The following is a 13,344-nucleotide window of genomic DNA, read 5'->3' as shown; positions in this document are numbered from 1 at the left end:
CTAACCGTTAAAAATTACTTTCTTCTTTACCGAATAGTTTAAAATGGATACCAGTAAGATTGCCGCAATTTTACTGATCATTTCCGGACTCAAGGTATAAAAAATTAAATTGATATTATCCTTAAATATAAAACTATAAAATACCTGGAAGAATCCTAAACTGAGTAAAGTGGAGAAAAAAGAAACCACCATAAAGTAAGCAAATTCCTTTTTCTTGGAATGTTTTCCTCTTTCAAAAACAAACCAGATGCTCAGAAAGTAATTGGTGATGATCCCGCAGCTGGTGGAGAAAATATTACTTAAAGGATAATGTACCCCATAAAAATTGGTCTCTCTTGCGAAAAACTGAGGAAGGTAGGTACTGAATACCTTAAAGCTGCCGATTTCTACAATGGCACTCAGTCCTCCTGCGATAATGAAGAACAGGACCTGTTTCTGGCGTATGAGTATTTCTTTCATTCAATTAATATAAAACCTGAAAATATATCACATATTGTACTGAAGACTAGAAGGTTTTATTTAAAACAAGAAACTAATCTGTTGTATTCCGACTATTAATAACGATTTTAAATCATTAAAAATGGGAAGACTTTACAATATGAGTATGCAAATTTATAACTATATGTTAAACACTGAAAAAAGTTGTTAAAATATTTTTTTAAATAAAAATTATGTCTAATTTTAATATTCAGAATGATGTAATAAAGACCTGATAATAAATTCATTTTCAACTCCTTGTGTTGATGGTTTTTTCTATCTTGTAATGCGCATTTAAGAGCGTATACTCCGACATTTTATGACCTAATTGATAATAATATTTGTATGAAATCTCAAAACAAATACAGAAAATTCCAGCTTCAGCAAAAAAATATTGAAGCTCTTGAGAAAGAAAATTCCCGCTTCAAAAGAGTGTATTCTGAGTATGAAAATATGTCCAATGAACTTTGGAATCTTGAAAACTCAAACGATGAACCCGTTCCCGATGATTTTATCAATGCAATGGTACTGCAGGCTTCCTATCTGGAAGATGAAATTGAAGATTGGCTTCTGCAGTTCAACGAAAAAAAAACAAAGATCAAACATTAATGATTTTAGACAGCTTCCAGGTTGTTTTTAAATGCTAATTGAAGATAAATTCATAATTTAGCACCCTTAAATTAAAATCTAAAATATGGTTGCTATTGTAGATAGTGGTTCTACTAAAACGGATTGGGTGATCCTTGATGACTTCAAGAAAGTTTTTCTGAAAACAGAAACGATCGGTTTCAATCCGAATTTTATCAACAGAGAGCTTATAGCTCCGGAGATACAGAAAAATAGCAATCTTATATCGGTAAAGAACTCTATTACCAAGGTCTTTTTTTATGGCTCAGGATGCGGGGTGAAAAAAAACTGCGAAACCATAGAAGAGGAACTTAAAAAAGTATTTGGGAAAGCTGAGATCATCGTAAAAGAAGATCTGATGGCTGCGGCATATGCGGCATACAGCGGAAAACCTGCGATCGTGTGCATTCTGGGCACAGGATCAAATTCATGTTTTTTTGATGGTGAAAATCTGAAGATAGAACTGCCTTCACTCGGTTTCCTGATCGGGGACGAAGGAAGTGGAAGTGCGATCGGAAAACAACTGGTACGCAGGTATTTTATGAAAAAACTGCCGGCAGATCTACACAGTGAATTTGAAGCAGACTATCAGCTTACCGTAGAAGATGCACTGAAAAACATGTATCACACTCCGAGACCGAATGCTTATCTGGCCAACTTTACCAAATTTGTGATCGAAAGAAAAGATCATCCTTACTTCAGGGATATGGTTTTTGAGGAAATGAAAAACTTCTTCGAATATCAGGTACTCCCTTATCAGGAAGCCAAAACTGCCGAGATCAATTTCATCGGTTCAATCGCTTATTATTATGAAAATATACTCCGTTCTGTAGCCGCAGAACTTGATTTAAATGTGGGACATGTAGTTCAGAAACCAATTGAAAGCTTAGTAGATTACCACATTAAATATATTCTTTAACAAAAAATGAAATTTTATGTCAAGTAACAACAATCGTGACGAAAAAAACTTTAGCCAGGCAGCGCTGGATTACCATAAAGCAGAACCCAAAGGGAAAATTGAAGTCATTCCATCAAAGCCACACTCTTCTCAGAGAGATTTGTCATTAGCGTATTCTCCGGGAGTAGCTGTTCCTTGTATGGAAATTCATGATAAACCTGAAACGGTTTACGATTACACAGGAAAAGGAAACCTTGTAGCGGTAATTTCTAACGGTACTGCTGTACTTGGATTGGGAGATATTGGAGCAGAAGCTTCAAAACCGGTAATGGAAGGAAAAGGACTTCTTTTCAAGATCTTTGCGGACATCAATGTTTTTGATATTGAAATCGACGAAAAAGATCCTGATAAATTCATTGAAATTGTAAAAGGAATTGCCCCTACTTTCGGAGGAATCAACCTTGAAGATATTAAAGCTCCTGAAGCTTTCTATATAGAACAAAGACTGAAAGAGGAATTGAATATTCCTTTGATGCATGATGACCAGCATGGTACAGCGATTATTTCTGCTGCTGCCTTGATCAACTCATTGCAGATTGCCAATAAAGATATTGATAAAGTGAAAATGGTTGTGAATGGAGCCGGAGCGGCTGCTATTGCATGTACCAAACTTTATATCTCATTGGGATTGAAAAAAGAAAACGTTCTGATGTGCGACAGTAAAGGGGTAATCAATCACAAGAGAGAAAACCTTACTCCTGAAAAATTAGATTTCATTGCTCAGACCGATATTGAAACATTAGAAGATGCTGTGAAAGGATCTGATGTTTTCGTTGGATTGTCAAAAGGAAATGTGATGACGCCGGAAATGTTACTGAGCATGAACGAAAATCCTATCGTATTTGCTTTAGCGAACCCGGATCCGGAAATTGCTTATGACCTTGCACTTGAAACCCGTAAAGACGTTATCATGGCAACAGGAAGAAGTGATTATCCTAACCAGGTGAACAACGTATTAGGATTCCCATATATCTTCCGTGGAGCATTGGATGTACAGGCTACAGGAATCAATGAAGAGATGAAACTGGCTGCTGTACACGCTATTGCTGATCTGGCAAAAGAGCCGGTACCGGAAGCTGTAATCTTAGCATACAACGTTCAGAATCTACAGTTCGGAAGAGAATATTTCATTCCAAAACCATTCGACAACAGATTGATCACCAAAGTATCAAGTGCTGTGGCAAAAGCTGCTATGGAAAGTGGTGTGGCAAGAAAAACCATCACTGACTTTGAAGAGTATGAGCACCAGCTTTTAGACAGAATGGGAAGAGATGAGAGATTGGTGAGAATGATGCAGAGTCGTGCAAAATCTAATCCGAAGAGAATCACCCTTGGAAATGCTGAAGAGTACAATGTATTGAAAGCTGCTCAGATCCTTTATGAAGAAGGAATCGCTTATCCAAGCCTTTTAGGTGATAAAAAATACATCAAGGAGCAAATGGAGCGTTACGGAATCAGTCTGGATGTTCCAATCATTGATCCAAGCGATGATGATCAGAAAGAAAACAGAAAAAAATACAGAGAAACCCTTTGGAAACTTCGTCAGAGAAAAGGAATGAACGAGTACAAAGCGAAGAGATACGTTCGTCAGAGAGATTACTTCGGTCCTTTGATGCTAAAACACGGAGATACAGATGGTCTTATCGTAGGATTCTCTAAAAACTATACTTCCGTATTGCGTCCTGTTTTAGAGGTGATAGAAAAAGACAAAGGAGTAGACAAAGTAGCAGCGATGATGATGATCCTGTCTGAAAAGAAACCTATTTTCTTTGCAGATACTTCCATCAATCAGAACCCTACCTCAGAAGATCTTGTGAATATTGCTAAAATGGCAGAATTTACAGTAAAATCTTTTGCTATTGAGCCGAGAATTGCGATGCTTGGATTCGAAAACTTTGCAGCAATCTCTGAAACTTCCAAAAAAGTAGCGAAAGCAGTGAGCATCCTTCACGAGAAATATCCTAAAATGATCGTTGACGGGGAAATTCAGCCGGATTTTGCCATGAATGCAGATCACCTGAGCGATTATCCTTTCTCAAAACTGGGAACAACACCTGCCAATACCTTCATTTTCCCGAATCTGGAAAGTGCAAACCTTTCTTACAAAATTTTGAGAGGAATGAAAGTGGCACAAGTGATCGGGCCAATCCTTATGGGATTAAAGCAGCCGGTACACGTACTTCAGATGCGTTCAAGCGTAGACGAGATTGTAAACCTTGCTACCATTGCAGTGCTTGATGCTCAGAGAAGAGAGAAAAAAGCTTAAAAAAAAGAGAAGAACTGATAATCAGTGATTTTGGTTCAGTTTCTTTTCATTTAGAAAAAGACACTTTATACAGTGTTGATATACAAAAAGACTCCATATTTTGGAGTCTTTTGTTTTTATGTTAATTCATTGAATTCTTATTTAAAATTTAAGTTAAAAGGCATTCGTGCGTGAAATGAAAATATTAATTAGTTTAAATTGCTATATTTGGGAGTTTTAAAAATTAATAATGATATTTTCTTTACAAGGCACAGTTCAAGAACTTACGCCTACCTACGCTGTTATTAATGTACAAGGAGTTGGTTACTATGTGGGAATCAGTTTAATGACCTCACAGACGTTGGTTTTGAATCAGCAGACCTTCTTATTTATTCAGCAGATCATCCGTGAAGATGCTCATCTTCTCTTTGGATTTAACACACGTTCAGAAAAAGAAATGTTCAATCTGTTAATAAGCGTTAATGGAGTAGGAGCTGTTTCTGCCCTTATTCTGCTGTCTACATTAAGCCTTGATGAGATTGCATTGGCAATACTTTCCAAAAACAGTGCATTGATTCAGAAGGCTAAAGGAATCGGTGCTAAAACTGCCGAAAGAATTATTGTCGACCTTAAAGATAAAGTACAGAAATTCAGCGATCCGGCTGCGAATATTTCTGTCCTGGCGGATAATAAAATCAAGGAAGAATCGTTATCTGCATTAGAAGTTTTAGGGATTCCTAAACGTACCAGTGAGAAGATTGCGGATAGAATCATAAAACAAAATCCAAGCATCTCCGTAGAAGAATTGGTTAAACAAATTTTAAAAAACATTTAACATTTGGTGGCGAATAATAAGCATTTTAACATATTTTTGTTCCTGTCGTTCCTGTGTATGTCTGTAAGTGCCTTTGCACAGCAGGGAAAAAATGATACACTGATCATAAGAAAACAATATGAAGTGGCCGACCCTACGAGGTATGATGCCTATTACGATATAAAAACCGGGATGTACTATGTATATCCCAAAATAGGAAATACCATTACAGGTCCTCCTACCGCAATGTCTCCGGAAGAGTATAAAGAATATATGCTCGCCACCCAGACAAAAGCGTACTATAAGGAGAAATCTGATAAGTACAACCTTCTGTTCAGAAAAGACAGATCAGATGCAAGGAAAAAAGGACTTATTCCTTCTCTGATGATCAACAACAAGCTTTTCGAAACCATCTTTGGAGGAAACAAAATTGAAATCATTCCTTCAGGATACGCCTCCCTTGATTTTGCCGGACTTTACCAGAAAATAGATAACCCAATGATCCTGCCACAGAACAGGACCAGTTTTACATTTGATATTGATCAGAGAATTCAATTGGGATTATTGGGGAAAGTAGGGGAAAACCTTCAGTTGAAGGCTAATTATGATACCCAGAGTGGTTTTGCTTTTGAAAACAGGATGAATCTTGTATGGCAGGCAAAAGGAAGCTGGAAAGATCTTCAGCAGAAAGGCCTTGGAGATGTAGATAAACCCAATGCCGGAGGAGAAGATAAAATCATCAAAAGGGTAGAATTCGGTAACGTAAATATGCCGCTTTCAACCAGTTTGATCCGTGGTTCTCAGTCACTATTCGGGGTTAAAACAGAATTCCAGCTTGGAAAAACCTTTGGTACCGTTGTACTTTCCCAGCAACAGGGAGAGGCCCGGAATATTGTAGTACAGGGTGGTGGTGCTGTCAATAACTTTAAAGTTAATGCGATTGATTACGAAGATAATCAGCACTACTTTTTAGGACATTACTTCCTGAATAAATATGACGATGCCTTACTCAATTATCCACAGATCAATTCTACCATCAATATTACCAGACTGGAAGTATGGGTACTGGACCAGGGGAACAGTAATTTGGCTTACCAGAAAAGTATCATAGGGATCAGAGACCTGGGAGAAGGTCCTGCCGGAACTACACCTTTTCCGGATAACTCACTAAATAATTTGTATGAGGAAATATCCAAAGCTGCAGGAACCAGAGAACCGGGAAAAAACTATGGAACTATTTTTCAGGGACAATCTTTTGCAGGGAGTGCTCCATACGATAACGGAGAACAGTTTATTTTCAATACAAAAGCCAGAAAGCTTAATGCCAATGAATTTACATATCAGCCTCAGTTAGGATACATTTCATTAAATCAAAAGCTAAATGACAACCAGCTTTTGGCTGTTTCATATTCATATACAATGAATGGAAGCAGTAAGGTATACAAAGTAGGGGAATTTTCTGAAGAAAGCCCGGTTCTGATTACCAAAGTACTTAGAGTAAACAATAAGGTAAATACAGATTCTCCGATGTGGAAGCTGATGATGAAGAACATCTATTCTATAGACGCCGGTCAGGTGTCTCAGGATGGATTTATTCTGAATGTATACTATAGAGATCAACAGAGTGGAGGTAAAATCAATTATCTTCCAGATCCTGCTGTAAAAGATATTAACCTATTGAAATTGCTGAATTGGGACCGTCTCAATATGAACGGAGATATTCAGAATAATAAAGATGGGAGCAAAGGAGACGGGATTTTTGACTTTGTAAACGGTATTACAGTAAGACCGGAAACGGGTAGAATCATCTTCACCAAAGTACAGCCTTTTGGAGATTATATGCAGTCTCTCGTAGGAAATAATCCTAAATATGTTCTTCATGACCTGTATGATAAGCAAAAACTGCCTCAGTCACCATTGCCTCAATGGTACACCATAGAAGGTCGTTATAAAGGAGTACAGGGGCAGGGAATTTCTTTGGGAGCAGTAAACGTTCCGCAAGGATCTGTAAAAGTAGCCGCAAACGGAGTACAGCTTACCGAAGGGGTAGACTATACCGTAGATTATATGCTTGGAACGGTGACGATCATTAATGAAAATGTGAAGCAGTCCGGCCAGGCCATCAATATCTCACTTGAAAACCAATTGACCTTTAATACCCAAAGAAAAAGATTCTTAGGATTAAACTTAGAAAGAAGATTTAATGAAAACTTCGTTTTAGGAGGAACCGTAATCAATTATTCAGAGTCTCCGCTTACCCAGAAGGTGAATTTCGGGCAGGAAGCAGTGAATAATACAATGGCTGGGATCAATTTGATGTACAACAACCAGGCTCCTTTCCTTACAAGATTGACGAATAAACTTCCAATGGTAAAAACAGAAGCTCCATCCAACTTAAACTTTAAGATGGAAGCAGCTTACCTATTGCCGGGACTGAATAAAGGAACCAATAACCAGTCTTATATCGACGACTTCGAACAGACAACATCTAAGATCTCTTTAAAAGAGCCGGCAGCATGGAGTCTTGCTTCAAAACCGGAGAAAAACACATTGCCACCATTCAATTCCGTTCCAAATAATGACGATATAACGAGTGGCTATGGAAGAGGACTATTGTCATGGTATAATATTGACCCTAGATTCTGGGGAGTAGGAGGAAAAGCGCCTTCAGGTATTACTCCACAGTCGGTATCTAACCACGCATCAAGAAGAGTTCAGTATTCGGAGATCTATAACAACAGGGATTTCGTAGCAGGAGAACAAACCTTTACGAATACCTTTGATATTTCTTACTTCCCTAAAGAAAGAGGGCCTTACAACGTAAATGCGGCAACAGAGCTGGCACAAAGCAGATGGGCGGGGATTATGAGACCTATCAGTGTACCGAACTTTATTACCTCCAATATCGAATATGTGGAATTCTGGATGATGGATCCATATGCCGACGGTAAAACATTAGGAAATGACCCGAAACTTTTATTACACTTAGGAAACGTTTCCGAAGACATTCTGAAAGACGGGAAAATGCTATATGAAAATGGGCTTCCAACACCGGGATCACCATCTTCAACCACTACTTCAAATTGGGGTACACAGCCAAAACAACCACCTATCTTGTATGCATTCTCTACAGAAGGAGATGATAGAAAAAGACAGGATGTGGGATATGATGGTCTGAGCTCAGATCAGGAAGCGATGAAATTTGGGAATACATTCGTAAACCCTGTGACCAATATCGTAGACCCGGCAGTGGATGACTTTGTATTCTATCTTTCTGATAAATTTACAGGAAGTCAGGCGGCCTCTGTAGTTGAGCGTTACAAATACTTCAGAAACCCGGAAGGAAACTCAGAAGCCAATTCACTGAATGTAGCTTCACAGACTCCGGATGCAGAAGATATAAACAAGGATTATAACCTTGATCAGACAGAAAGCTACAACCAGTATGTGATCAAGCTGGATCAGGCTAGCCTTACAATAGGTTCAGACAATGGTATTGTTGACGTTAAAACAGTAAAAGCAAATTTCCAGAATGGGCAGTCTGCTGATGTAAAATGGTACCTGTTCAGAATTCCGGTTTCTAATTTTGATAAAAGTGAAGGAACCCATGAATTATCTGTTTTAAATAATGTGCGATTTGCAAGATTAATGCTGACAGGATTCGAGCAGACTTCTACTTTAAGATTTGCAACGATGGATCTTGTAAGATCAGACTGGAGAAAATATACCAGTAAGATTTCCAGCTTTAATGTTCCTGGAGATATAGAAGGAACTGGAACCGTAGAAGATCCTACTTTTGAAGTAGGAAGTGTAAACATTGAGGAGAATGCTTTAAATAAACCTCCATATGTATTGCCTCCGGGAATTGACAGACAGGTGTTAAGCGGAAATGCGGGAGCACAGAGACAGAATGAAGCCTCTCTTTACATGAGTGTAAAGAGTTTGAAAGGAGAAGCAAGAGGAGTATTTAAGAATACAACATTGGATATGAGAAGATACAAGAAATTGAAACTTTTTGTACATGCTCATGCTAACGAGAGAGATCCTGATGATGGTACATTGGATCCTAAAACCAAATTCTTTATCCGTTTTGGTACAGATGCTACAGATAACTATTATGAATATGAAAGCTCTTTGCAACTGACTAAATCTACAGCAACAGCTCCAATGGAAATCTGGCCGATGGAAAATAATGTAGAATTTGATGTTCAGGATTTCGTAGATGCTAAAATAAGGAGAGATAAGTCTGGGGTAAAAATTACAGACAGAACACAAGACCTTGTATACAACGTTCCTAATAAAAATATTTACATTAAAGGGCGCCCGAGCTTAGGGAATATCACAACCATCATGATTGGGGTTCGAAATGCAGATAGAGTAAAAGCAATCGACAGAGTTCTTTGGGTAAATGAAATCCGTCTTTCTGAAATTGAAAATGACGGTGGGTACGCGGGTAACGCAAGCTTGAATTTCAACTTAGGAGATTTTGCAACCGTTAATACCAATGCGTCCTATACATCGGTTGGTTTTGGAAATATAGATTCAAAACCGGCAGAGAGAAATCAGTCTACACAGTCTGCGTTCAGTATCAATACTGCAATCAATGTAGATAAGTTCCTTCCTGAAAAAACAGGGGTGAAGATTCCATTGAATTATTCTTACTCGCAGACCATTGAAGATCCGAAGTACAACCCTCTGGATACCGATGTTGAGTTTAGCAAAGCTCCAAACAGAGATCAGCTGAAGAAAGTGGCAAGAACTTACACTCAGCAGAGAAGTATTGGAGTAGTGAACATGCGTAAGGAAAGAGTAAATCCTAATAAAAAACCTAAATTCTATGATATTGAAAACGTTTCGGTAACGGCTATTTATAACGATGATTATTTCAGAGATATTTATACCAAGAGAAACTACAGACAATATCTGAGAGGGTTTGTTGATTACAATTATACATTCAAGCCGTGGGTGGTGAAGCCTTTCAATAAGATGATCAGTGATACGGCAAAATCTGCAAAATACCTGAGATGGGTGAAAGAGTTCAATATCAACCCAATTCCTACAAGACTATCTTTCAGAACGGAGATCGACAGGAATTACAACGAGCTTGAATTCAGAAATGTGGAAGCTCTTTTGAGTGGAAATGCAGGTGGAGATTTTGATGCTATCAGAAACAGAAACTTCTTTTTTGGCTGGCAGTATGGGTTAGGATTCAATTTCACAAAATCATTAAAACTTGAAATTAATTCTGCAACCAGAACCCTTAATGATAACCTGGATGCCAACTTAATGGATAGCAAATCGATCTTCGGAAACGTATTCAGATCAGGAAGACCGGTATTGTATAACCACAGAGTACAGTTGAATTATAAACTTCCGTTCCAGTATTTACCTTATTTAGACTTCATTGAAGCTGAAGCGGGATATGGATTCACCTATAACTGGAATGCAAGATCCACTTCATTGCTTAACTTTGTAGAGCCGGGGACCAACAGACCGGTGAGTTTGGGATCTGTAGGTCAGAACACCAATGTGATCATGGCTACAGCATCAGCAGATCTTCCGAAGTTCTTTGGACAGTTTAAATATTTTAAAAATATCAATGCCAAACTTCAGAAGCGTAAGCAGGAGATGGATTCCCTGAACAATGTTTATACAAAACAGTGGGATAAAAACAGATACAGATATAAAAAGTATAAATTCAAAAACAGACTTTCTATTCCTCAGAGCGCAGCATTCTTCCTGACTTCTTTTAAGCAGCTGAATGTAACGTATAATGAAAACAATGGTACCGTACTTCCTGGGTTAATTTCTGCACCAAACTGGTATGGTTACGGTCAGACATTAGGAGGGCCTACAATGGGATTCCTGTTAGGATCGCAGGCGGACATCAGAAGAACAGTGATGGAAAACGGTTGGGTAAGCGATTCCCCATATATGACAGATCCATATGTAAGAATGTCAACCAAAGAATTGAGGGCCGATTTACAGATGATGCCACTTAATGATTTCAGAATTGATCTTAATGTGTTGCATACCTACAACAGCAACTTTACCCATACCGGGTTCAACTATACCAATGGTGGAGTTCCGAATCCTGATTTTACATTTGCTAATGAAATGGTGACCTATTCCAACTCTACCATGTTGTTGGGAACATCATTCAAACAGGGGCAGGCTGTATACCAGGCGCTGAGAGAAAATGCAAGAGCACTTTCACAACAGCTAGGAGGGCCAGGGGCTGCATTAGATAATAATGGATTTGCTCAGCATTACAGTATTGGAAATGCTTATGTATTGATTCCTGCTTTCAGAGCCGCTATGGAAGGAAAATCAGTAACACCAATGGGTAACCCTAAAAAATCTGGATTCCCATTACCAAACTGGAGAATTACCTATTCAGGGTTGAAAAATATCCCGATTATCAGCGGGCAGTTTACGAAGTTTGATGTACTTCATAGCTATACGGCGACGTATACAGCTACAGGAATTCAGAGCAATATAGATTACCACGGTAATGCGGGCGGATATTACCAGTCTGTGGATAATGCTGGAAACGTTCTGAAGGATGGAGGAGATAAGATCAATCCTTATACATTTGCTCAGGTAGGATATGTAGAATCATTCTCACCATTGATCGGAATAGATGTTACCATGAGAAACAATATGCAGTTCGGGTTGCAGTACAACAAGACCAGAATGATGGTATTGGGATTGGTAAACCAGACATTGACCGAAGATTCCAATACAGAATATGTAGTAAGACTTGGATATATTGTCAGAAACTTCAGATTAGGTACAGCCAATATCAGAGGTAGGGGAACAAGAGGAAAAGGAAGTGATCTTAACATCAGAGGAGATATTTCATTAAGAGACAGTAAAACTTCCATTATGAATATCCTGCTGAATGATTCCCAGGTAACAGGAGGGCAGAAACTCATGAATATCAAACTTTCTGCAGATTACAATGTTTCCGAGAATCTGAACCTGAGAATATTCTACGAACAGATGACCTCAAAGTATAAGATCTCAACAGCATTCCCATTATCTACTATCAGAGCAGGGATTTCTGCAACATTTACATTCGGAGATTCCGGTGGTGGATTCTAAAAATGATACAAACCTAAAAGTCCTTCAGTTTTGAAGGACTTTTTTTATATACAATATTTGAAGCTAGTATATTTTTGAATACATTTGTAAAAATAAAAATTAAAAAATGAACACACCATCAGAATTAAAGTACACGAAAGATCACGAATGGATCAAGATTGAAGGTAATGTGGCTACAATCGGTATTACAGACTTTGCTCAGGGAGAACTTGGAGACATCGTTTATGTAGATGTAGATACAGTAGATGATGACTTGAATGGAGGAGATGTTTTCGGAAGTGTAGAAGCGGTAAAAACTGTTTCAGATTTATTCTTACCTATTTCAGGAAAGGTTATTGAATTTAATTCAGAATTAGAAGATCAGCCGGAGCTGTTGAATACAGACCCTTATGGAGACGGATGGATCATTAAATTGGAAATTGCTGATGGGGCAGATCAGTCAGAGTTACTTTCTGCAGATGATTACAAAGCTATCATTGGATAAGATTTCAAAAATATTTAGTAAGATATTGCCCATTTATTGGGCATTTCTTACTTATATGCTTCTCAAGCCCGGAGAAGAGAACCATGAATATTGGTTCATGTTCAGCGGCATCGATAAAGTTCTGCACCTAAGTATATTTGCAGCACTCGGGTTTTCCTTTATGGCTGCATTTCCCAAAATAAAATTTTCATACTTTTTCCAGATCATACTTATATATGCATTCCTTACTGAAATTCTTCAGGAAGAGATGGGGCTGGGAAGATCTATGGAAACTCTGGATGTAGTAGCTGATACTATAGGTTTCCTTATCGGTTACTATACTTACAAAATATTGATCAAACGCTTTTTCTGATCATGCTTTTCGGACTATTGAAAAGTTTCATGTTCTCCCTTTCAATAGACAAGCCTCTCATCCGTTCATCATTTCTAATTTATTTCAGAGCTATTTCCCGCTATCCACTCATACTCCTCGCTCCCGCGCGCTCCAGTGCTTCGGCCTTTGAGTTTTCCAACCCATGCTGTGGGGTAACCGCTCCTATCGGGGCTAGTAAAATGCGCAATAAGCAATGAGTATTAAGTAATAAATGGTGAATCATCAATAATAGTGATCCGGATTTCTGCTAAAATCGAAA

Annotated in this window: 8 protein-coding genes; 7 read left to right on the top strand and 1 reads right to left on the bottom strand. The window is 38.2% G+C overall.

Annotated features, from left to right (window positions below):
* Positions 1-459: a GtrA family protein gene (locus AC106K_RS25770; RefSeq protein WP_482448460.1), complete on the bottom strand. Its 459-nt coding sequence runs from the start codon at positions 457-459 to the stop codon at positions 1-3.
* 363 nt (positions 460-822) lie between these two features.
* On the opposite strand from AC106K_RS25770, the gene AC106K_RS25765 reads away from it, so the two are divergent.
* From AC106K_RS25765 to AC106K_RS25735, 7 genes are all read left to right on the top strand, one after another.
* The gene (locus AC106K_RS25765; protein ID WP_047098616.1) at positions 823-1,086 is read left to right on the top strand and encodes a hypothetical protein; all 264 of its coding nucleotides are present in this window, start codon (positions 823-825) and stop codon (positions 1,084-1,086) included.
* A gap of 85 nt (positions 1,087-1,171) precedes the next feature.
* A complete protein-coding gene (locus AC106K_RS25760; protein WP_482448459.1) occupies positions 1,172-2,023 on the top strand; it encodes a BadF/BadG/BcrA/BcrD ATPase family protein in 852 nt (283 codons plus the stop codon).
* A gap of 16 nt (positions 2,024-2,039) precedes the next feature.
* The gene (locus AC106K_RS25755; RefSeq protein ID WP_482448457.1) at positions 2,040-4,328 is read left to right on the top strand and encodes an NADP-dependent malic enzyme; all 2,289 of its coding nucleotides are present in this window, start codon (positions 2,040-2,042) and stop codon (positions 4,326-4,328) included.
* Positions 4,329-4,557: 229 nt separating this feature from the next.
* Positions 4,558-5,142 carry a Holliday junction branch migration protein RuvA gene (gene ruvA, locus AC106K_RS25750; RefSeq protein WP_047098619.1) on the top strand — a complete coding sequence of 195 codons (585 nt, stop codon included), beginning with the start codon at positions 4,558-4,560 and terminating at the stop codon, positions 5,140-5,142.
* 6 nt (positions 5,143-5,148) lie between these two features.
* The gene (gene sov / locus AC106K_RS25745; protein ID WP_482448455.1) at positions 5,149-12,228 is read left to right on the top strand and encodes a T9SS outer membrane translocon Sov/SprA; all 7,080 of its coding nucleotides are present in this window, start codon (positions 5,149-5,151) and stop codon (positions 12,226-12,228) included.
* Positions 12,229-12,334: 106 nt separating this feature from the next.
* Positions 12,335-12,712 (top strand): glycine cleavage system protein GcvH, encoded by a 378-nt coding sequence (gene gcvH, locus AC106K_RS25740; RefSeq protein ID WP_047098621.1) that lies wholly within the window; start codon positions 12,335-12,337, stop codon positions 12,710-12,712.
* Positions 12,687-13,064: a VanZ family protein gene (locus tag AC106K_RS25735; RefSeq protein WP_482448453.1), complete on the top strand. Its 378-nt coding sequence runs from the start codon at positions 12,687-12,689 to the stop codon at positions 13,062-13,064. The genes gcvH and AC106K_RS25735 overlap by 26 nt, the downstream gene beginning before the upstream one ends.
* Positions 13,065-13,344 lie beyond the last annotated feature (280 nt).

The sequence above is a fragment of the Chryseobacterium sp. FR048 genome (assembly GCF_056844665.1).
This window is presented reverse-complemented; position numbering and strand designations above follow the sequence as displayed.